The organism is Chitinophaga sp. CF418 (genome assembly GCF_900142925.1).
Taxonomy (GTDB): Bacteria; Bacteroidota; Bacteroidia; order Chitinophagales; family Chitinophagaceae; genus Chitinophaga.
Genome location: NZ_FRCN01000002.1, coordinates 203,415 through 225,884, shown reverse-complemented (window position 1 = coordinate 225,884; position 22,470 = coordinate 203,415). Strand labels below are relative to the sequence as shown.

Here is a 22,470-nt window from a genome sequence, read left to right as displayed (position 1 = left end):
GATATTGAAGGCCCCGGCAAGGGGCCTTCGTTTTATAGAATGTTTATGAGATTATTTAGGATCGTTTTGTTTGTCTGCCTGCTATTCATGATGCAGCAGAAGGCTTTCGCGCAGTATAGCCAGATCAAAAAATGGGCAGAGGAAGAATTACTGACCAGCCCAGCCTTACGACAGGCACATACAGGTGTTTGTATCTATGAACCGGCCACCGGGAAATATTGGTACAGCTACCAGGACGATCATTATTTCACACCAGCATCCAATACGAAGATATTCACATTGTATACCGGCCTGCGCCTGCTGGGCGATTCCCTGCCTGCACTACGCTACCTGGAAACAGATTCCGTGCTGTATGTAAAAGGCATGGCAGATCCTGCCTTCCTGCATCCGGATTATACCCTGCAGCCTGCCTGGCAGTTATTGCAGCAGACCACTAAACGGATCACGATAGTCCCTGCCGTATCAGAGAATAAACGTTTCGGTTTTGGATGGGCATGGAGCGATTATCAGGATTATTACCAGCCGGAATTAAATGAATGGCCTATGTACGGCAATGTAGCCCGCATCCGCCATCATGGAGATACGACACTGATCTCACCGCGCATGTTCAGCGATACCGCACATTTCACTTTTCGTAGGGATGATACGCTGGAGGAACTCCTGGGAGAAAGAGACGAACGGAGTAACCGCTTTTCTCTGACTTTCAACGGAAATGATAAAAGCGTACAGGAAGCAGAGGTGCCCTTCATAACAGGCCCCACAGGTGATCTTGCTTACAGATTGCAGGATACATTGCACAAGCCGGTTACAGTGCTGACCGGTGGAACAGTAATACCGCCAACTGCTTTTACATTACTGAAAGGCATACCGGCAGATTCCCTGTTCCTGCCGATGATGCACAGAAGTGATAACTTCTTTGCTGAACAGACACTGATGATGTGCGCTGCACGTCTCTGGGATACGATCAGCACTGCCCGTACCATCAATTTTATGGAAAAGAGTTACCTGGCCAATTTACCTGATACGCCTAAATGGGTAGATGGTTCCGGCCTGTCAAGATATAACCTGTTCTCCCCGCGGGATTTCGTAAGCGTACTGTCGGATATGTATAAAACCTATCCTTCGGAAAGACTGTATGCTTTATTCCCGACAGGAGGTAAAGGCACGCTGAAGAACTATTACAAGCAACAGTTTGTTCACGCCAAAACCGGCACCTTATCTGGTTGTGTGGCATTGAGCGGATACCTTGTTACCAAAAAGAACAAGACCCTTGTATTTAGCGTACTCGTAAATAACCATAACAACAGCGCCACAAACGTGAGAAGAACGGTAGAACATTTCCTGACGCAGGTGTGGGAAAAATACTAGCGGATAGTATAGTTCATCAGGCGGATGGTGTCCGTGGGAGAGACGGTTTCTATGTACCCTATTCCCAGCGCATAATAATACGTCGCAATAGTACCTGCCGGATACAATGTCTCTCCAACCAGGACGGCGGCATCCTGCCGTACAACAATGACATTTTTATATTCCTTACCCAATACGGTATGAGTTGTTTGCTGCGCGAGCATATGATACTGCAACAAACCCGTCTGTTCTACACCGGAAATGGTCACATTTATCGTATCACTCCAGGTGGCCCCTTCGCTGTAACTATCATGAAGGAATAACCTGTCGCCAGCCTCCAGTTGATAATCCGGGAGGGACAATGCCTGTTCATACAGGAAATAACTACCGTTGTCACAACGAATGAACTGGTCTGAATAGCCATCATTGAGAATGGAATACCGATAGCCATTGATTGTAGTATCACCGCTTACCAGTAGGCTATATTGCGAAGTATCTCCGCTGCTGTTGGTATACTGATAGGTAAAAGAAGACCCGGTAGAGTAGGGAGCGTAACCGCAATGAAAATCAGTTATGATGCCTTCAAGACTTTTTTCTTTACGGCAGGCATACATAGAGAATATGGACAATGCTCCGACAAAAAACAGAGACCTATACATCATAAATGGACGCAATAGTTATAGAATGTATAGGGCAGATAGGATCGTAAGGGCCGCAATGTAGTAAAAAAGTAATGGCGGCGTAAATGATAAATTATTGTGTGTCATCAAATAAAAATCAGTTACATACTACCAGCCTTGGAGTGATCGTTCCGCCGTTTGCACGTACGGTGGTGATGGTTGTCTGGCTGGTGCGGTTGTCTGTAGCGGTAAGAGTAATGCTGGCCGGCTGACTGGTACACCTGACAATGGTAACATTGAATTTGCCATTGGTGATATTAACAGCGTAGTTCCGGTAATCCAGATTGACGATCACTTTACCATCTACCACGTTGAAACGGTCACAGTCTTTCGCCGTTCCGTTGATCACAAGTGTCTGACTTTCAGAAAGGGTGACGCTTACATTGTTGATTTCGGTCGCTGCATTAAAGGGGCCGATTTCCTGCTGACGGAGCACGTTGGAGCAATTGTCTGTCAGGGTCATGATCAGCGGAACCTTGGCAGCAGCTTTACCATAGTATATACCATCTACATTAGTGAATCCGTATGTGGGAATAAAGTCTGTTTTCGTGAGCACGGTAACGCGGGTATCGGGCAGGGGAATTGCCTGCTGATCCTGCACATGTGCCGTGAGGGTGATCTGTGGGAAGGTAGTCGCGCACATCCAGAAACCTGCTTTTCCAGCAGTACCTGTATAATCATTTCCCTCGCGGGTAGCCACGCCTTCTTCCGTCCAGAAACCGGTAGCTTCGTCGAAATGCCATAACGGGATCTGTTGCGGAGCGTCGGAAGTCAGTTCATTGGGTATCATGATCCTGAAGCTGACAGGCTTCGCCGGATCTGGTTGGAGGGCTGTGCCGGCGGCATCTTCCATCGTGAAAATGATCATGCTGAATGCCCGCAGGCCTGTCTGTTTGTTATTCTTATCGATACCACGCAAGTCTCCCGGCATCTGGTCTGCCACTGTACTTCCTTCGGGGTTTAAATAAAAGGAACGGACCGTCATAGTTCCGTTGTAAGCCTCGTTATTCGCTGTTAGAACGGCATTAGCAGGAAACGTAAGGGTGCCTTCCGGGAAGGGGATCAGGTCGCCCGTAGCGGCGCTGATCTTATTCTCGTTCTTAAGTAATAATTCCAACTGAACATATTGCGACTGATCTTTGCGTACCATGAGCGTCCGGTAACCTTTAAAGTAGCCGAACTTGTCCACAGTTACCACCGCAGCGTCGTCAGGTACCTTAATATTTTCCAGCAGGAAATGTCCGTCTTCGTTTGTCACAGCGTTTTCGCCTCCGGCGGATACAATTGCATTTTGTACAGGCTGTGACTGTTCGTTCAACACGCGGCCCTCTATGCTGGTCTGCACTATTTGAGCAGGAGGTGTATAATCAGGTGGGGTACCTTCCTCAGAAAGCATTTTTTTACATGCGCTTACCATTAGTAAGAACAATAATGTTGGCAGTATCGGGGACAATCTTCGCAAGTGCATATCTATCTGGGGATTGGGATTATGATCGTTATAGTAAATATAGCACTTAAACCGCTGATTTCCAAAGAAAAAGGGGAAGGCCATCCAGCCTTCCCCTTTGATTATCATGTAGTTGCATAAGGTTATACGCCGAGGCTCCAGCCCTGACGGTATGTTCTTTTTACAAACTGGTTGGCATCATCAAAGTTGGTGATCTTCATCTCTTTACTATCCCACAGCAGTTTGATATAACGGCCCGGGAATGATGTTTTTCCATCTTTTTCTTTCTTGATGTCGAAGCTTCTGATGGCGAGGTTTGCCATTAACAGGGTTTCTGTAAGCGGGCCGGCAATAGAGAACGGAGAGCTGATCGCTTTATTCTTATCGCTATTAAAACCGGCAATAGCTGCATTTACCCACTGCACATAGTGCCCTTCCGGCACACGGGCAATAGTTTGCGCAAGGCTGGTCTGTTTGGTCTTGCTGGTGGGTAGCAACTGAGGATCCCTGCCGTAGGTGCCGCACATCATCTTGCCTTTATCGCCGATCAGGATAGCGCCGTTACCACCGTCGCCCATTACTTCGTTAGGGCCCAGTTCTTCCGGACGTTCCGGTTGGATACCACCGTCCATCCAGTGGAGGGTGATCTCTTTACCGTTCTTACCGTCAAATTTCAGGATCACGTGAGAGGACGGAGGGCAGCTTTCAGGGAAATAACCGCGTTTGAACTCATCCACATAAACACTTCCTACGCTGCACTCTACTGATTTAGGATAGCCCAGGCCCAGTATACGGAAAGGAGGTTCTATGATATGGCATCCCATATCGCCCAGTGCGCCGGTACCATAATCCCACCAGCCACGCCAGTTGAAAGGCACCAGTTTATCGATATAATCTTTGTAAGGAGCAGTACCCAGCCAGAGGTCCCAATCCAGTTCCTTCGGCACTTCTGCCTTCAGGCTGGACCATGGAATACCTTGTGGCCATACCGGACGGTCTGTCCAGCAATATACGGTATGCACATCGCCGATAAGGCCTGCATTGTACCATTCCATCATCTGGCGTACACCATCGCCGGAAGCGCCCTGGTTACCCATCTGGGTCACCACTTTATGTTTCTTAGCGGCAGAAGTCAATGCACGCGCTTCGAAGATATCGTGGGTGAGCGGTTTCTGAACGTATACGTGTTTACCCAGTTGCATGGCTGCCATAGCAGCTACAGCATGTTGATGGTCTGGAGTGGACACAGTAACGGCATCTATATTTTTATGCTCTTTATCCAGCATTTCCCGGAAGTCCTTGTAGAATTTCGCTTTGGGAAAACGGGCAACGGAGTTGGCAGCCCTGCGCGTATCAACATCGCAGAGGTATGTAATGTCTGCCGGGCCTTTCGCGATCTCAGACAGATCGCTTTCACCTTTACCACCCACACCTATACCGGCTACGCGCAAACGATCACTGGGTGCAATAAAACCTTTACCTCCTAATACGTGACGTGGAACGATCATAAAGCCGGCCGCCGCCAGAGCACCGTTCTTTAAGAATGATCTGCGGGATTCATGACTTCCCTGATTGTTTTTTTCCTGGACCATATGTAACAAAATTTACCGATCAATATAATAGAAATGAGAGAAAATGCCTGTTAAATAATGATGTACGGGGCGACTGGACAGCTTAATCCCATGTCATGATCTTGCTCCTGTCCTCCATCTTCACATAGAGTGGCAGCAGCTTTTCATCGTATGACAGTCCGTAATGCTGCAATACATCTGCCGGAACACCATCCCACTCATTCGGTGTATTGCCTTTGTAACCAATATCTTTGATGCCCATCTGGGTGGTGAAGAAACCATTCGCTGTCAGGTCCCTCATCAGGCTGAAGAAAGCGGCTCCCTGTACCATGTCTGGTTTTGCCAGTTCAGGATAGGCGATCTGGTCTATCACTTCCAGCTGTTGCTGTGGTGTGCAATCAGTAAAGGCATTATTGTAATGTTTCGCGCATTGTACATCGAGCCAGCGCAGACCTCCGCGCAGCGGCAATTTGAACTGCGGCTGGTCTTTTGCCATAAACTCGATGAACTCCGGTACCTTGGCCTCGGAGGCGCTGCCAGAGTGTTCATCTGCCGGAATGATGATATCTACCAGTACGGTGATCGTTTTCATTTCTGCGGCAGTAAAGAACGTTTCCGCCATCAGGGCCGCGTCTCTTGCTGCTTCCGGTTCGGTACGGCCATAAGAGGGCAGTTTTCCTGCTCCATCTTTTTCTTTTGCTGTTGTCTTTTTATCGTCACAGCCCGTAAGAATAGCGCCTACCGAGAGGGAGCCGATGGTCAGCGCTTTGAGTGATTCCCTTCTGTCCATATTTCAAGTGAGTTGAGTCGTGTTAAATGTTTTGTTTCTTCAGTTCGCCCATGATGTATTCTGATGCGCGCATGGATAAAGCCAGGATAGTCCAGGTAGGATTTTTGTCTGCCTGCGACACAAACGGACCGCCATCTACAATGAACAGGTTCTTCACATCATGTGCCTGATTGTATTTATTGAGTACAGAACGTTTAGGATCGTCACCCATGCGGGTGGTACCCACTTCGTGGATGATCCTGCCCGGTGTTTCCAGTCCGTACATTGTTTCAGCGCCGGGTTTAGTACCGAGCGGAACGCCGCCCATTTCATGGATGATCTGTTCGAAAGTATCCTGCATATGTTTGGCCTGTTTGATCTCATGCTCACTCCAGGTGTAGTTGAAGCGCAGCACAGGGATACCCCATTTATCAACTACTTTCGGATCTATTTCGCAGTAATTGTCTTCGCGTGCTATACATTCTCCTCTGCCCGCAAATCCAATAGTAGCGCCATAGAAACGGCGGTAATCCTCTTTCAGGGAGGCGCCGTAGCCGCCGGCAGGTTTGGGTTTACCGTCACTGCCGGGGTATTTGCCATTGAAGCGTTCAACACCAGAGAAGCCGCCATAAGAAGGCATGCGCATGCCACCACCAAATTCTATATGATAGCCACGGGCGAAGTCCAGTTTCTTATTATCCTCCCACCATGGAATGTACACGTGCATACCACCCACGCCATCTTCATTATATCGCTTATGGTCCATCAGTTTTGGCATAAATGCCGCACGGGAGGAACCAGTAGAATCATGGAGGTACTTACCAACTACACCACTTGAATTTGCCAGTCCGTTAGGATGCTGTGCAGATTTTGAGTTCAACAGCAGGCGGGCCGATTCACAGGCGCTGGCCGCCAGTATCACCACTTTTGCGCGCACCGTATATTCCTGCAGATCAGTTTTATCCACAAAAGAAATACCGGTGGCCTTACCTTCTTTATCGGTGAGCACCTCGCGGGCCATGGCATTATCGTAGAGGTCTACATGTCCGCTTTTCATGGCAGGTTTTACCAGTACGGAAGAAGAGGAGAAGTCGGCATATACCTGGCAGCCGCGGTTACACTGTCCGCAGAAGAAACAGGCGCCACGATCTTTATTCACCGGGCGAGTCAGCATGGACATACGGGCAGTGATAACCGGTATGTTCAGTTTTGCTCCTGCCTTTTGCAGCATCAGTTCATGCAGCCTTGGTTTGGGAGGCGGCAGAAAATAGCCGTCCGGTTCATTGGTGATGCCTTCTTTGGTGCCAAATACGCCGATCATTTTATCGACACGGTCGTAATAAGGCGCCACATCTTCATAGCTGAGTGGCCAGTCATCTCCATGACCGTCATAGCTTTTATGCTTGAAGTCCCGCGGACCAAAACGCAGGGAAATACGTCCCCAGTGATTGGTACGTCCGCCCACCATACGGGAACGGAACCAGTCGAATTTGGTGCCTGCATTCGCTGTGTAAGGTTCCCCTTCTATTTCCCAGCCGCCATAGGCTGCGTCGAAATCACCAAAGGGCCGGGTAGTAGAGGCGCCTCGGCGTGGTGAAGCGTCGGGCCATTTTAATTGTGTGATCTGTTGTGGATCTGCCGGATCATATTTTGGCCCTGCTTCCAAAAGGGCTATTTTAAGTCCGGCCGCAGATAGTATTTTAGCAGCCATACCGCCACCTGCACCTGAGCCAACAATGCAAATGTCATAAACAGGTCCTTTCTGTTTGATCTGAAAAGCCATAATCGTGGATAATTTAATTGAGCTAAAGTGGTTTTAAATCTATAAATTATTTTCAAAGGTTAATAGCAAAAAAGTATAAAAGGAAATTTATAAAAACATAGTAATGGAATATATAATAGGAGTGGATCTTGGAACAAGCAGCGCTAAAGTGATCGCAGTGAGGCAGGATGGGAAAGTGATGGCCCAGTCGCAGCAGGAATACCCCATTCACCAACCCGAACCTGGCCATAGCGAACAGGAGCCGGATGTGATACTGGAAGCAGTAAAGAATGGAATAAGAAGTGTGGCTACCATTATGAAAACGCCACCCGCGGCCGTGTCATTCAGCACAGCCATGCATAGTGTGATGGCGATGGACAAAGACGGTAAAGCCCTGACACCCTTGATCATATGGGCGGATAACCGTAGTCAGCCAGTGGCCGACCGCTTACGTAAAACGCCTTTATCGGCCACTTTACACAGGCAGACTGGGACTCCCGTACATGCAATGTCTCCCTTGTGCAAGATCATCTGGTGGAAAGAACAGGCGCCTGATATTTTTCGGTCGGCTGCCCGTTTCATCGGAATCAAAGAGTATATCTTCTATCACTTCTTTGGCCGGTACATTACAGACCATTCTACTGCGTCTGCAACCGGTTTGTTTAATATCCATGATCTGACATGGAACAAGTTATCTCTGGAAACAGCAGGTATTACGACCGCGCAGCTACCGGAAGCGGTGAGCAGTGATAGTATTATTGAAGGATTACTGGAAAATGTAGCGGGTGACCTGGGACTACCGCCGGACACACGTTTCGTAGCCGGCGCCAGTGATGGCTGCCTGGCGCAGCTGGGTAGTAATGCGCTGGATAAAGGACATGCTACCCTAACCATTGGCACCAGCGGGGCTGTGCGGATGGCCATTGATCAGCCGGTTACGGACGCTCAGGGAAGGCTATTCACTTATGTACTCACGCCGGGGCATTTTGTAACCGGTGGCGCGATCAATAACGGGGGAGTGGTATTGCAATGGTACCTGGACGCTTTCCTGAAAACAGTGTCCGACAAGCCATTACAGGTCGACGCCAGTATACAACAGGCTTTAAGTACGCCTGCCGGAGCAGAAGGCCTGTTATGTCTGCCCTATCTGCATGGAGAACGTGCCCCCGTATGGGATGGGCATGCCAAGGGGGCTTTTATCGGCGTACAGCCACAGCATACTACCTGGCATTTCCTGCGCGCCTTACTGGAGGGAATGGCGTTCGGACTGCTGAGCATTACTGACGCACTGGAGGAAACGGCAGGAAAAGTAGAGAAGATCTCCGTTAGCGGGGGATTTACACACTCGCCTGAATGGGTGCAGCTCATGGCGGATGTGTTTCAGCGCCCGATGTACCTGCGTCAGGAGAGTGATGCTTCTGCTATGGGCGCCGTACTACTGGGATTCCAGGCATTAAAGCTCTCCACCAGTTTCACTGCCGTGGAAGAAAAAGTGTTTTCTCCGGCAGTGGAACATGCGGAAGTTTATAAAAACGCTTATGCTGTACATGGAAAGCTATATGCAGCACTGAAGGATATATTCCCGGTTATCCAAACATCTTCGCCAGGTCGGCCAGCTTAAACGAAATATAGGTGTACTTGCCGCCTGGCGCCGCATTCGGCATAGAACAGGCAAACAGTTCGTCAATGATATTCTGCATTTCGCGGGTAGACAATGACTTACCGGCCGGAATGGAATTATTGCGGGCCATGGAACGTATCAGCTGTTCCCGGCGGGGAACTTTGAGTTCATGGCTGAAGTTCTTGAACTGCTCCAGCAATCCTTCTATACTGGCCTGCTCATTACCGCTCTGAATATCTGCCGGCGTACCTCTTACCACAAATGTATTGTTACCGAAAGGTTCCAGGTCATATCCCAGCACCTGCAGGTCAGGAAGCATTTCCGAGAGGAGGGCTGCATCTGCGGGTGGTAATGGCAATGTTTGCGGGAACAGGCTTTGCTGTGTGGCCACGGGGCTTTCCTGTACGGCGCGTTGATAACGTTCATACAGAATACGTTCGTGAGCCGCCTGCTGATCTATCAGGATAAAACCTGACTTGATCTGTGAGAGGATATATTGCTGGTGTACCTGTACCGGTACTTTCTGATCAATGGTGGTATCCTGCCAGCGCTCATCTATCATAGAGGCTGCGGATGGGCGGTTCTCCACAGGAGAGGAAGTGGTAAAGCGTGCTTCCTCCTGTATTCTGCCTATCGTATCGTTTGCAGGGGCAGCTACCGGTTTACCAATATCGTACAGGTCTTTCCAGTGCTTCAGGTTACTACTGCCGGTAGTATCGATGGTATGTGCCTGGTTAGCCTGTGTAAAGCTCTTGTATAAAGAAGTGTTGACTGACTTGGCCTGCTGCTGTTCTGTGAAGGGTTTGCTCACTGCATCCAGCTGTTGAATGCCGGGATCCAGTTCAAAGTCCAGCGTAGGCGTAATGTTGAACTGTGCCAGTGCATGTTTCACCACCGATTGTACGAACGCGTACATCACCTTCTCATCGTCAAACTTGATCTCCTGTTTGGTAGGATGTACGTTGATATCCACATGGCCCGGATCCAGGTCAATGAACAACACGTACAAGGGGTAACTGTCTGCCGGTATCATTTCCGCAAAAGCATTCATGATGGCATGGTGCAGGTACGGGCTCTTGATAAAGCGGTTATTCACAAAGAAGAACTGATCTCCCCTTGTTTTTTTGGCTGTTTCAGGTTTGCCCACAAACCCATATACGTCCATATAGTCTGTGGTTTCCTTTACGGATACCAGCCGGGCATTATAATGCTGACCGAGAATAGCGATAATGCGCTGTTTCAGTGAGCCTTTTTCCAGGTAGAACAGCTGCTGGGTATTGCTGGTGAGGGTGAACTGGATCTGTGGAAAAGCCATGGCCACACGGATGAATTCATCCACGATATGCCTCATTTCAGCTGCATTGCTTTTCAGGAAGTTGCGGCGTGCCGGTACGTTGAAGAACAGGTTCTTCATGGCAATACTGGTGCCTTCCGCCGTTTGGCAGATCTCCTGTTTTTTTACCGCACTGTTGTCAATTTCTAAATAGGTGCCAATGTCAGCACCACGCAGACGTGTTTTCAGTTCGACCTGTGAAACGGCAGCAATAGATGCCAGTGCTTCACCCCGGAAGCCCATAGTACGGATGGAGAAAAGGTCGTCTATGGTTTGTATTTTGGAGGTGGCATGTCTTTCAAAGCACATGCGCGCATCCGTCTCACTCATCCCTTTGCCGTTATCGATCACCTGTACCAGTTCTTTACCGGCATCCCGGATAATGAGCTGTATTTCCGAAGCACCTGCGTCCACGGCATTTTCCAACAGCTCTTTTACTGCTGAAGCAGGCCTTTGGATCACTTCTCCTGCCGCTATCTGATTGGCTATGTTGTCTGGTAATAGATTGATGATATCCGCCACTTATTATGTGCCTTTTGCTGTAAAGTTAGGAAAGTTTAATGTTTGATACGGACGATGGGGGTAAAGTGGGGGTAAAGAAGTATAGAAGACAAAGCGAATATAAGCAACAGTTGCTATAGAATTGTTAAATGAATGTTTGTACCCGCCTGCATCTGAACCGGAGCAGCCCGCAATTCGTACCTTTAGATATAGCGTAGAAATATAACTTATTCACACGATAGTCTTGTTAATAAGACGTTAATCATAAAATATTTCAGTTATGAAGTGGAGGAATCTGATAATTTTGAGCCTTTCCATCTTAGTTAGCAACTGCACCTACTCTCAACAGGAGCCAAAAAATAAGCATATGGACGACCAGAAAAAGAGTGATGTATACTCAAGAACGGATACCAGCAAAGTGAGTCTCACCAACGACGAATGGAAAGAGCGCTTATCGCCGGAAGTATACAACATAGCACGTGAAAAAGGTACCGAATGGGCATTTACGGGTAAATACTGGAACAGTAAGGATGCTGGTACTTATTATTGCGCCGCCTGCGGTAACCCGCTGTTTGTGTCAGACGCCAAGTTTGAAAGCAGCTGCGGATGGCCCAGTTTCTTTGAGCCTATTACTAAAGGAAGCGTGATCTATGCGCCCGACAATGCACATGGCATGCACCGTACCGAAGTAATGTGCGGCCGCTGTAAGGCACACCTCGGACATGTATTCGATGATGGGCCTCCGCCTACAGGTTTACGATATTGTATCAACTCTGTGATACTCGACTTCGACAAGGCCAAAGAAGCCGATAAAAATTTTAAGGGAAAACATTAGTGAGCAGTAAATGCCTGATTGCGGATATGCCTGTAAAAAGCAGTATAACGTAATCAGGCATCCCGACTAGGAAAGATAAGACTGTAACTCGTTGACGTAAGATGTTGGCTCAAATTCGATAATCTCATAAAGCGCCAGCTGATGCTTGTCCAGCGGATCTTCGCTGATGATCGCTTCCACTTCTTTGCGGCTTGAAGCTTTGCAAATGATCAGCCCTCCGGATTTCGGCTTGCGGCGCCCAGCCAGAATAAATTGACCGCTTTTATAGAACTTCTCCAGAAATGCTCTATGCTGGTCCATATAATGCTCTACGGCAGCTACCGGACGGATGTATTGTAACAGGATTAAGTACATAACAGCGTTTCAATAATAGGATTTATAATCAGTTGACCTCTTTGCACAAAGGTATAAAACTATTGCAGCTTTTATTTTTATAATAATAACGTAGAAATGAATGTTTTATCGCCTTTATCTCGTATATGCCCGGCGAGAACGTCCCAAACGCTAATATATAAATAAAATCAGTAATTTATAATAGGACTCTATAAGGTAGTAAACGAAAAAGAGAGTATTTTAGCGTCCTATTCACTCATTATTAATTTTGATCCCCTTATTATGAGAAAAATGTTTTCAAAGGTATTGTTAGCTATCTCGGCTATAGCTATCCTGCTTACCTCCTGTTCCAAGTTGCCGGAGCAAAGCAAATATATTCCCAAAACAGCCAGCCTCGTATTCAGCGTAAATAGTAAACAGATCAGCAAGAAATTGATTACCAATGGTATTACAATGGACAAGCTCTTTGCTGCAGTACAGGAAAAAGATAGCGCCAGCGAAGCACAGAAGTTCTGGAAAGATATAGAAAACTCCGGACTGGACCTGCAGGCCAACTCCTTTGTGTCTGTAGTGTACAGCAAGAATCAGTCCTATATCACCCTGACTGGTGGCCTGAAAGATGCGACTAAGTTTGAGGAGTACCTGAAAAAGAATGTCAGCAACTTCTCCCTGCAAACGAAGTCTGACTTCAAGTACATCCTGGAAGACAAACAGGAAGCGGTAATAGCCTGGAACAAGGGTACTGTGATCTATCTGAAAGGTATTGAGGGAGATGCTATGCAGAAAGCATTGCCTCCAACAGGCCTTCCGGTGCCTGATACCAATTCCGAAGAGGAATCTTCAGATACCAACAACGCCCAGCCGGCAAGCCTGGTAACAGCTGCTGACGATATGCAGACCTGGGTAACTGAAGTAGATCACCTGTTCCACCTGAAAAAGGATGAAACAGCCGGTTCTATCGAAGCGTTCAATGATCTGCTGAAAGATAATGCCGATCTGAGCGTATACATCAATCCGGAGCCGATCTATAACGCACAGGCAGCTATGATGCCAGCTAACCTCAAGACCTTACTGGCCGGCTGCTACTATACCGGCGCTGTTAACTTTGAAAAAGGCAAGATCCTGGTAGATGGTACTTCCTACGTAGGTAAAGACCTCGCTGGTATCTACAAGAAATACGGTAACATGGAAGCCGATCTGGATATGCTGGAGAAATACCCTTCACAGAATATCACCGGTTTTCTTGTATACGGTTTTGACTTCCGCATGATCGGTGATATCGTGAAAAGCACCGGTCTGGATGGTATCGCTAACATGGGCCTGCAGAGCTCCGGCCTGACCCTGGACGATATCCTGAACGCCTTTAAAGGACAGCTGGTATTCGTTGCTTCTGACTTCCAGGTGAAGAAAAAGCCAAGCCTGTACATCGAGGGCGATTCTACCACCACACCTGAATCTAAATGGGTGTTTGCTATGAAAGTAGGGGATAAGGCCGCTTTTGATAAAGTAATGTCTTCTCCAATGCTGAAAGGTTTCTTCACCAAACAGGGAGATACTTATGTACTGACACAGAACATGCCTGGTATGCCGGCTATTTCTATTACCGACAAACTGGTAACAAGTGCATCTGACTCAGCATTGCTCCAGGAATACCTGGCCGGTAAAGGTAAAGCAGGTGGTCTGGACAACGATTTCGTAAGCAAGATCAAGGGCAACCCAATGGGCGCTTATGTGAACTTCGAAAAGATCGTGAACAACATTCCTGACGAAGAGATCCCTGAAGGGGGTAAGCCACTGGCTGGTAAGTTTAAGAACCTGCTGAAAGATATGACTGCAGTAAGTAAGTCTTTCGATGGTAAAACCCAGCATTCTGAGATCGTGCTGAACTTCAAAAACGAAACAGAGAACAGCCTGGTGCAGCTGGTGAACCTCGGTACAGAGGCCGCAAAATACCTGGAGGAAAAGAAAAAGGCAGATGCTGCTAAAGCGTCTGCTGCGGTTGCTGCTGATTCTGCTGCTGCCATGGTAGAAGAAGCTCCTGCAGAAAAAGAAAAACACTAAAGGTAATAACATATTGAAGGAGAATGTCCGTGGTGGTTGCAACTGCCATGGACATTTTTCATTTGGAAAAAGCTCTATATTGGGGCATCATTAAGAACACCAGTTACATGCAGATACAGTTAGACAACCTGGTGCCTGTTCCCTTGCGCGATAAGATCGTGCAGCGGTCCTCAGATATATGGAACAGGCCCGTCGCATTTACTCCCGGTAGTTTTACTAAAATAAAAGCCCCTTCCGGCACCGGCAAGACAACCCTTGTCCACTACCTGTACCACATCAGAACAGACTATACCGGGCAGGTGCTGGTGAACGGCCAACCCTGGGCGTCCTATTCAAAAGGCGCTATTGCCGGTATGCGGCAGGAACAGGTCAGCGTAATATTTCAGGACCTGCGCATCTTTGAACAGCTGACCGCCCTGGAAAATATTGAGCTGAAAAGAGTGATGAATGCTCAGGCTTACTGCACCGCAGAGAAGGTGAAAGAAATGGCAGCCCGGCTGAATGTTACCCACGTACTGAACCAGAGCGGGAGAACACTTTCCTATGGCGAACGTCAGCGTATCGCTATTATCCGCGCACTGGTACAGCCATTCCAGTGGCTGATCATGGATGAGCCCTTCAGCCACCTTGATGAAGACAACGCGAATCGTGCCGCCCAGCTGATCGCAGAAGAATGTAAAGCCCGCAAGGCCGGGTTCATTTTAACAGACCTGGACCACGATACCAGGTTTGCATATGACACACACTATAACTTATGATGCCATCTTTCTACCACTTACTCAAAAAGATCATACAGACCGGCATCGGCAAGTCCCGACTAATCATGGCCGCCGGAGGGCTGGGTATCGCCATGATACTCCTGCTCATCGCTATCCAGGCACATACTGACTTCGACCAGCTGCTGAACAACCAGCGGAACGCCAATGAAAGTGCAGACTTCCTGATCATCAATAAGAAGATCACGAATGCCATGATGGGACAGAATGCCAGAAGTGAATTTTCCCCTGCGGAAATAGCAGATCTGCAGAAACAACCATTCACAGAAGCTTTCGGTTTTATTACTTCCAATCAATATAAAGTGACCGCCGCAGCGCCCGGAGACCTGCATTTCTACACAGACATGTTCTTTGAATCCGTACCCGATTCATTCATTGACGTGAAGAATGACGAGTGGAAATGGACGCCTTCGGATAATACCATCCCGATCATCCTTCCCAACGACTTCCTGAACCTCTATAACTTCGGGTTTGCGTTGAGCCAGGACCTGCCGCAGATCTCGCAGGAAACAGTGAAAGCATTGCCGATGAAGATCACCATCTCCCAGGGAATGATGACACAGGAATTCACAGGACGTATTGTGGGTTTTTCAGACCGCATCTCCTCCTTCCTGGTGCCTGTTAGTTTTATGGACTGGGCCAACGGTAAGTTCGGTAGCGGACAGACGCCATCTCCATCCCGCGTGATCATCAAGACAAAAGACCCTTCCAATCCTGTACTGTCAAAATACCTGGAAGATAAAGGCTATAGCACCAACCAGGATAAGATCAAATACAGCAGGACAAAACTGATTGTGCAGACCATTGTATCTGTGATAGGTTTCTTTGGACTCATCCTGCTGGTGTTTGCGCTGCTGGTATTCAGTATGTTCATCCAGCTGGTGATCGCCAGCTGTAAAAAAGAGATACAGCTGCTGGTAACGCTGGGTACAGCACCCCGTCAGTTACAACGCTACCTGATGCGTCAGTTTGTTCCGTTGTATATTACAATCGGAATAGCGGCCCTATTGCTGGTAGCTGCACTGCAATGGTGGGCTGCTGCAAAACTGGCTGCACACGATATGTTCATTTCACAATGGCTTGCTGTAGGTACAGGTTGTGCCGCCCTGCTGGTACTGGTGCTGGTGTACATTGTCAACAGGGTCAATGTCAGGAAGTACATCAACGCTATCAGCTGATAACATTGTTTTATACACTTAAATCATATTGAGATGTTTGTACACGTCGTAAATTTCTGGCTGAAGCCAGGTCTTTCAGAAGCTGATATTAAAAAGTTTGAAGAAGGAGTACAATCGCTGAAAGCGATCGAATCACTGGTAATGTTCAATGTAGGTAAGCCTGCAGCTACTGACCGTCCTGTAATAGACAGAAGTTATAGCTATTGTGAGCTGACTGTATTCAATGATGAAGCAGGACACGATGTATACCAGCAGCACCCTATACACCTGGCCTTTGTGGAAAACTGCAAGCACCTGTGGGAGAAAGTGCTGATCTACGATTCAGAAACGATCTAAGAAATTAATTAGTGCAGGACCAGTGATCAGGAATTGAATACGGTGATTGACCTCCGTGTTATATGCCTGATCACTGGTCTTTTCTTTTAGTTGATGATCTCTTTCTCATGCGGCATGACGAATGTTTCCTTCACGCGCGCTGACCTTATCAGGTAAGGTATCCAGATGGCAGCAGCTACTAGTGACTGCATTATCTGCTTTATGCCTTCCGTATCCCAATCCTTCCTTTCAAAAATATAATTGCAGGCCAGATTATCCATCACATTAAAGGTCAGGTTGAAGGCCAGGAAGGCGATCATTGCTTTGGGGAATGTATCTCTTTTCTTATAGAAAAGGGATACCAGCAGCAGACTGAAGACCAGCATACAGATTTCGCTCGCCAGCTCCGTAACCAGCAACAACTGAAGGATGGAAACATTGTGCGTGGCATTGGTTGCTTTGTCCAGTTGTAGCCACACATTGTTGTTGAATATCGAGGCTTCTATCAGACCTTTGAAGATATTTAGTGGATTGATAAAAACACCAATGGCCATCACCACGAGCCATCCACCGATCTGGGGAGGATATGCATAAGTGCCTGCTGGTTGTACGGATAGCTTGCTGAAACGTACCGCATGATGTGCAAATACGGCTGCAAAGAATATAGCCAGGCCGATGATCAGCCAGTTCAATCCCCGGGATGGCACACTTCCCTGCGCTCCCTCGTCTGCATCCCAATAGAAATTATACCCCAGGAACTCATCGATCCGTTTCCTCTCTTTGATATACGTGCTGATAAAACTGGCCGGGATGTGGTCCTGGTAAGTCTCAAAAGTATAGTGCATCGTCACCACGTTGTTCCTCACTGACGGGACGAAATGAATGGAGTAGTAGTCGTTCTTTATATGCAGTTCTTCTTCCTCAACCGGCCATGCGGAAGGCATTTCAACAGCGATGGTATAATCCAGTGAAAAGGGATAGCGTAACTCCAGCGGGGCCGCTTCCCGGTCTTCTTCCGCATATTCCGGCAATGCATCTCTCAGGAGATTGGCCTTCATGTTGAAGTTGTTCCCGTGATCTTTTGTACTGTCAGTCTTCCAGGGAGATTGCAGGATATAACTTTCCTTGAGAATGATACGGTTACTATCAGGAATATCTGTTACCTGCAATGGAGAGTCAATCGTGACGCTACCATACGCATTTTTATAATAGTTGAGGAAGGTGTTCTCATTATCCTTCCGGCTGCTGTTGGCTAATCCGTCACGCTGGTCATCGGCATACTGCATGGTGAAAACAGAAGTAACGGTCAGTGAGCCTTTATTCTTCCGGTCAGAAGGCAGTTGGAAATGTTCATGAATGATGGTTTTACCCCTGCCTGTATTGGTAACACGGGTGAAGCCATTCTTTCCCGCCGGGTCAATGACAAGACCCTGCTGGTAGTCCGGCACGGTCAGCATCGATAGGTTGCCCCGCTGGTAGCTGATAGTGGGATCTATCCAGTATTCCCTATCGTCCAGTTTTGCATAGACGATGGCGTGATTGAACAGATCGGGCGCCGGCAGATAATCTGCCACATGACCCCTGGTATAAGTATCCACATAGGCCATATTGGCGTAGATGCCGTTTGCCTTCAGGATAGTTGCCAGCAGCAGGGATTTATCCTTACAGTCTCCAAAACGCTGTAACAGTATCTTGTCGGGCGTATTGGGACGGTGGGAATATTCACCCATTTCAATGCCCATATAACGAATGTCATCCTGCACAAAGCGGATGGCTTTCAGCATGTATTTCTCTTTGTTATCGCCCGCCTCCCGCTTAAATTCAGCGATCTTGGCTTTCAGCGCAGGGCCGGGAGGAGGTACCATATTTACCCGGTCTCCCCATTGTATCACCTGTTGCCAGTCTTTGTATTCTGTAGCCTGTACAGAAGGGAAGTTGTCAAACCATGCAGGAGTATCATCCACTACTTCCGTTGACGGAATATTGGTCATTTCCCATTTGTACACCTGCATGCCGTTCACCATCTGCCTGTCGGGCATAGGTGCATTATTGAAGGTTTTAAACCGGATCTCCCGGTTAGGAGAGGCAATAATGCTTTTATGAAAGTTCACCACCGGATTCGGGAATGCCAGGTAAAACAGGCTGGTGAACTTATGTTCGAAGATGGGATTATTACCTTCTATCGTATAGGCAAACTCTATCTGATCGCCCTTCCGCACATCTTCCAGGATGAAGTATGCCGTGTACAGGCCACTATAAATAAAGCGGGAGAGATCATCTTCCTGTTGCAGTATCTTGAACTTCGATGCCTGCAACTGGTTAATCACTTTCCCGTTACGGCGGATGAGGATCTTATGGAAATGCAGCTTTTCGTATACCGGATCATAATCGACGGTTATCTCTGCGCCATTCTGGATACCGGCTTCCGATACGATCTGCCTGATCATATGGTGGTATACGGCGGATTGTTCCACATGTTGCTGCTCTTCAAACAGCAGTATATAGTATCCGTTGCTCACATCGCGGGCATCGGGCACCTGCTTCAGGTCAGGCTGATAGGATACCAGCCAGCCGGGCGCCGGTGTAATAGAGAAGTTTTTTTGCTGAGCATTGGCCCCCGCAGAGAAACAACAGATAAATATGGCAATGAGCAGCGATATACGGTGCATAGGGATAAAAGGCAAAAGGCAATTAGTTATTTTCTGTCGTCAGCGCATACACGGCAAAGGATGCCAGCCAGTGTTCGCCGGCATAGTCGCCACTGGCAACGTGCGGAATGGCAGATTCCAGGTGCAGGTTGGCCAACTGCAGAATGGCAGCCCGGTTGTCCGTAACGTGGCGTGCAATGCCGTACAGGCACCATGCCCTGCTCAGGTTCAGACCGTACAGGTGTACCAGTTTACCATCCGTTACATCTTTCACCTGGGCTACTTTGAACACCGTCACTTCTTTGACGAACAAGTCAGGCAGGAAGGCTTTGATCCACGTCTGGTATTCCTTTTCCGGCAGAATGCGCCACATCAGGTCTGCTTCTTCCAGGCAGGGAGAGAGGAAGTCGTAGCCACCGGGTTCCCATGTAGCAGGACAGTTCCTGTCTGCAGCATAGAAACGCATAGCTGCCTGGCGGATAGCCTGCTGTAACGCTGTATCATTCGCGGTAGCGGCATAATCCCATGCCAGGGACAGCCCGAATGCAAGATTGGTATGCTCGCCTACGCGGATAGGATACACCAGTTTGCCCAGGAAGTCTATGTAGGCTTTGGAGAACTGGGTGGCCAGCGGTTGTACATTGGCCGCCAGCTGTTTGCCCAGGGGATCATTCCAGGTCAGGAGTTCCCTTTGCAGCTGCAACAGCCAGCTCCAGCCGTAGATACGTTCAAAACCGTTATTCTCCTTGTTCCGAAAGAGCTTCTGTTCCTGCGCGATGTTGGCCGCTGTCAGGTTCTGAGATAGTTTGGTAATGATCTCCTGTTGCTTTGACAGATCGGGGAATGACTTCAGCAGGCGTACCAGCATCCAGTGACCATGTACGCTGCTATGCCAGTCAAAACAGCCGTAAAATGCCGGATGATAGTTTTTCGGCACAGTAATAAGGGAAGTGTCTGAGAAGACAATCCCGGTCTTATAAGGGAATTCCTGCTGCATGCAGCGTAAGGGCAGTTCCGCAAGATGCGCTGCGCCTGCCGGCGTGAGATCCAGCAAACCACTGCTCTTGCGGGTATAAAAAGCCTTTTGTGCAGATGCAGATGACATCAGGAAACCGGTTATCAGGGATATCAGAATAAATGTTTTCTTCACTGCTAGCGATTGAACAACAGTTTTACATAGAATGATGGTTTGGCCAGCTTCTTACGCAGATCCACCTCATAGAACATGCAGGAAAGCAGTTCCTGCAGCTGTTTATTACGGCTGCTCACTTTCATAAGCGTATTAAACAACCATGGATATTTGATCAGCTTCTGCAGCCGGTGACTCAGTCTCAGCTCAGGACCCATTACACGGTATACCTCAGCGTCATAAGCCGCCAGCTGTGCAGCGGAGAAGTTGTTTGCCTTAAGGGCATCCGCAGCCTTTAATGCCGCAATACGCCCGGAATAAAGGCCATTGCCGATACCTTCACCGGTGAATGGATCAATGAGGTAGGCCGCGTCTCCCACCAGCATATAGCGCTCGCCGGAAATAACTCTTACCTTACTGCCCAGCGGAAGGCCATATCCTTCGATGTTGCTTATCAGCGCTGCGTCTTTGAAACGCTCTTTAAACACAGGATCGTTGGCGATGATGTCCAGCATGGACTTCTTCAGGTTCATCTTCTTTTTACGCACTGCCTCGCTGAGCACGCCTACGCCTACATTGGCTTCCCCGTTTGGCAGAGGGAAGATCCAGAAATAGCCAGGTAGAAGGTCTTTCAGGAAGTGCAGTTCTATGAAGTTATCAGCGTTGTTGCCGTTAACGTTTTTGTAGTACGCGCGGATGCCAGCCACATAGTGTTTCGGCTCCATCGTGATATTAGCTACTTCCTTTGTAAAAGACGAGTGAGCGCCGTTGGCGATGATAAGCAGCTGTGCTTTTGCCTGGAAACCTTTGCTGCCGGTCACAATGTAACCGTCTTCCTTCAGTTCGTATTTATCCACAGTGACGCCTTCCAGCAATTTTATCTCCGGCCTGCGTTTGATCTCATCTACCAGGAAATTATCAAAGTCCATGCGTTTGCATACATAACCGATAGGCGTTTCCTTGTGATTCTCAATATTGCTGTTATAATCGGGGCGATAACCCACATCCAGGCTATGCCTGCCGGGAGAAACGAATGTAACCCCCCAGCTGTTCACTTTGAAATTGGCTTCTTTCAGCCGGGTTGCAATGGCAGGATCGATACGGTTCAGTGCTGTGATCACTTTTCCACTCAGGCCGTCGCCACAAACTTTATCCCGCGGGAAAACAGCCTTGTCCACCACGATACATTCAATACCGAGTTGTGCCAGCTGGAGGGCTGCCGCAGCTCCGGCAGGGCCAGCTCCAACAATACATACTTTAGTTTCCAACATCCTGTACATTTAAGCTGTTAAGATAAAGAAAAGAGGAATATATTCGCGGCCTAAAATCAACTAACCATGTTCGGAGATCTATTTGGAAAACTGCAGGAAGCGCAGTCTAAAATGAAAGAAAGTAAAGACCGCCTGTCCCTGATCACCGTTGACGGCGAGGCCGGAGACGGGGCAATCAAGGTAGTTGTGACAGGTAATCGTGAGGTAAAAAGTATTGATATAGCAGAACGCCTGCTCGAAAAAGACAATAAGGAAGAGCTGGAAGATCTGATGATCACAGCACTGAACCGGGCGCTTAAAAATGCAGAGAATGCCTGGGACGCTGAAATGAAAGGAATCGCTGGCGGTATGCTGGGCCCTTTAGGCGGACTGTTTTAACAGTAACGCTGCTGCTTCGCAGCTGAATGGCTTAAATTGCGTGGACTGTATGCCAACCTAGCTCAGCCGGTAGAGCAACAGTTTCGTAAATTGTAGGTCGTGGGTTCGAATCCCATGGTTGGCTCCATAGCAACATCATTGAAACCACTGGTCATTTTTATTGCCAGTGGTTTTTTTCTATCCGGAAAATGCATCTTCATAAAGAGCCCGCAAACAGTTTATACCTCCTCAACTCCTGACGGCGCTCAAGGAATTTTGGATTCGTTAGTGACCAAATCCACAGAAATTAGAACTTATACGAATCTGAGATAAGATAAATAATATTTATTCTCAGTCTTTTACAAAACAAGTATTTTATATAATCCTTGTAAGGTCGCTATCATAGTGCTTTCTCGGAGATAACCCATATATAACCCATATATAAGCCATATATGACCCATATATAATCCATATTTAAAAGGTATGGGTTATATATGGGTTATATATGGGTTGAGGATGATTCATATATGAGAAAC

General features: G+C 47.9%; 18 protein-coding genes and 1 tRNA gene. 9 read left to right on the top strand and 10 right to left on the bottom strand.

Annotated elements, in window-relative coordinates:
• The first annotated feature begins 45 nt into the window (after positions 1 to 45).
• Positions 46 to 1,368 (top strand): D-alanyl-D-alanine carboxypeptidase/D-alanyl-D-alanine-endopeptidase, encoded by a 1,323-nt coding sequence (locus F3I09_RS05480; RefSeq protein ID WP_188133700.1) that lies wholly within the window; start codon positions 46 to 48, stop codon positions 1,366 to 1,368.
• On the opposite strand, the gene F3I09_RS05475 is transcribed toward F3I09_RS05480, so the two are convergent.
• From F3I09_RS05475 to F3I09_RS05455, 5 genes are all read right to left on the bottom strand, one after another.
• Positions 1,365 to 2,009, bottom strand: coding sequence for a hypothetical protein (locus tag F3I09_RS05475; RefSeq protein WP_149694039.1), 645 nt, complete (start codon positions 2,007 to 2,009; stop codon positions 1,365 to 1,367). The two genes, F3I09_RS05480 and F3I09_RS05475, sit on opposite strands and share 4 nt — an antisense overlap.
• Before the next feature lie 115 nt (positions 2,010 to 2,124).
• Positions 2,125 to 3,603 (bottom strand): carboxypeptidase-like regulatory domain-containing protein, encoded by a 1,479-nt coding sequence (locus F3I09_RS05470; RefSeq protein WP_149694038.1) that lies wholly within the window; start codon positions 3,601 to 3,603, stop codon positions 2,125 to 2,127.
• Positions 3,604 to 3,617: 14 nt separating this feature from the next.
• Entirely contained in the window at positions 3,618 to 5,066 is a 1,449-nt protein-coding gene (locus tag F3I09_RS05465) for a Gfo/Idh/MocA family protein (protein ID WP_149694037.1), read from the bottom strand.
• Positions 5,067 to 5,148: 82 nt separating this feature from the next.
• Entirely contained in the window at positions 5,149 to 5,835 is a 687-nt protein-coding gene (locus F3I09_RS05460; RefSeq protein WP_149694036.1) for a gluconate 2-dehydrogenase subunit 3 family protein, read from the bottom strand.
• 22 nt (positions 5,836 to 5,857) lie between these two features.
• Positions 5,858 to 7,597, bottom strand: coding sequence for a GMC family oxidoreductase (locus F3I09_RS05455; protein WP_149694035.1), 1,740 nt, complete (start codon positions 7,595 to 7,597; stop codon positions 5,858 to 5,860).
• Between the two features lie 103 nt (positions 7,598 to 7,700).
• Here F3I09_RS05455 and F3I09_RS05450 point away from each other — a divergent pair, with 103 nt between their 5' ends.
• Positions 7,701 to 9,197, top strand: coding sequence for a gluconokinase (locus F3I09_RS05450; protein WP_149694034.1), 1,497 nt, complete (start codon positions 7,701 to 7,703; stop codon positions 9,195 to 9,197).
• Here the strand turns inward: F3I09_RS05450 and mutL are convergent.
• Positions 9,163 to 11,052, bottom strand: coding sequence for a DNA mismatch repair endonuclease MutL (gene mutL / locus F3I09_RS05445; RefSeq protein WP_149694033.1), 1,890 nt, complete (start codon positions 11,050 to 11,052; stop codon positions 9,163 to 9,165). The two genes, F3I09_RS05450 and mutL, sit on opposite strands and share 35 nt — an antisense overlap.
• Positions 11,053 to 11,398: 346 nt before the next feature.
• Between mutL and msrB the strand changes: the two genes are divergently transcribed.
• A complete protein-coding gene (gene msrB / locus F3I09_RS05440; protein ID WP_149694032.1) occupies positions 11,399 to 11,866 on the top strand; it encodes a peptide-methionine (R)-S-oxide reductase MsrB in 468 nt (155 codons plus the stop codon).
• A 66-nt stretch (positions 11,867 to 11,932) separates the two neighbouring features.
• Here the strand turns inward: msrB and F3I09_RS05435 are convergent, their stop codons facing one another.
• Positions 11,933 to 12,220, bottom strand: coding sequence for a YciI family protein (locus F3I09_RS05435; protein WP_149694031.1), 288 nt, complete (start codon positions 12,218 to 12,220; stop codon positions 11,933 to 11,935).
• Between the two features lie 261 nt (positions 12,221 to 12,481).
• Here F3I09_RS05435 and F3I09_RS05430 point away from each other — a divergent pair, with 261 nt between their 5' ends.
• The 4 genes from F3I09_RS05430 (at position 12,482) to F3I09_RS05415 (ending at position 16,550) form a co-directional block, all read left to right on the top strand.
• Entirely contained in the window at positions 12,482 to 14,260 is a 1,779-nt protein-coding gene (locus F3I09_RS05430; protein WP_149694030.1) for a DUF4836 family protein, read from the top strand.
• 107 nt (positions 14,261 to 14,367) lie between these two features.
• Complete coding sequence (locus F3I09_RS05425; protein ID WP_188133698.1) at positions 14,368 to 15,018, top strand: ATP-binding cassette domain-containing protein; 651 nt, start codon at positions 14,368 to 14,370, stop codon at positions 15,016 to 15,018.
• A complete protein-coding gene (locus tag F3I09_RS05420) occupies positions 15,015 to 16,214 on the top strand; it encodes an FtsX-like permease family protein (RefSeq protein WP_149694028.1) in 1,200 nt (399 codons plus the stop codon). Before F3I09_RS05425 ends, F3I09_RS05420 begins: the two co-directional genes overlap by 4 nt.
• 33 nt (positions 16,215 to 16,247) lie before the next feature.
• Entirely contained in the window at positions 16,248 to 16,550 is a 303-nt protein-coding gene (locus F3I09_RS05415) for a Dabb family protein (RefSeq protein WP_149694027.1), read from the top strand.
• A gap of 86 nt (positions 16,551 to 16,636) precedes the next feature.
• Here the strand turns inward: F3I09_RS05415 and F3I09_RS05410 are convergent, their stop codons facing one another.
• The 3 genes from F3I09_RS05410 to F3I09_RS05400 are packed head-to-tail and all read right to left on the bottom strand — an operon-like array spanning position 16,637 to position 21,577.
• Positions 16,637 to 19,198 (bottom strand): DUF3857 domain-containing protein, encoded by a 2,562-nt coding sequence (locus F3I09_RS05410; protein WP_149694026.1) that lies wholly within the window; start codon positions 19,196 to 19,198, stop codon positions 16,637 to 16,639.
• A gap of 22 nt (positions 19,199 to 19,220) precedes the next feature.
• Positions 19,221 to 20,327 carry a DUF2891 domain-containing protein gene (locus F3I09_RS05405; protein ID WP_223233145.1) on the bottom strand — a complete coding sequence of 369 codons (1,107 nt, stop codon included), beginning with the start codon at positions 20,325 to 20,327 and terminating at the stop codon, positions 19,221 to 19,223.
• Positions 20,328 to 20,329: 2 nt separating this feature from the next.
• Positions 20,330 to 21,577, bottom strand: a complete 1,248-nt coding sequence (locus tag F3I09_RS05400) for an NAD(P)/FAD-dependent oxidoreductase (protein ID WP_149694025.1) — start codon at positions 21,575 to 21,577, stop codon at positions 20,330 to 20,332.
• A gap of 66 nt (positions 21,578 to 21,643) precedes the next feature.
• Here F3I09_RS05400 and F3I09_RS05395 point away from each other — a divergent pair, with 66 nt between their 5' ends.
• Together F3I09_RS05395 and F3I09_RS05390 are read left to right on the top strand one after the other, a co-directional pair.
• Positions 21,644 to 21,955: a YbaB/EbfC family nucleoid-associated protein gene (locus F3I09_RS05395; RefSeq protein WP_149694024.1), complete on the top strand. Its 312-nt coding sequence runs from the start codon at positions 21,644 to 21,646 to the stop codon at positions 21,953 to 21,955.
• 51 nt (positions 21,956 to 22,006) lie between these two features.
• A tRNA-Thr gene (locus tag F3I09_RS05390) sits at positions 22,007 to 22,082 on the top strand.
• Positions 22,083 to 22,470 lie beyond the last annotated feature (388 nt).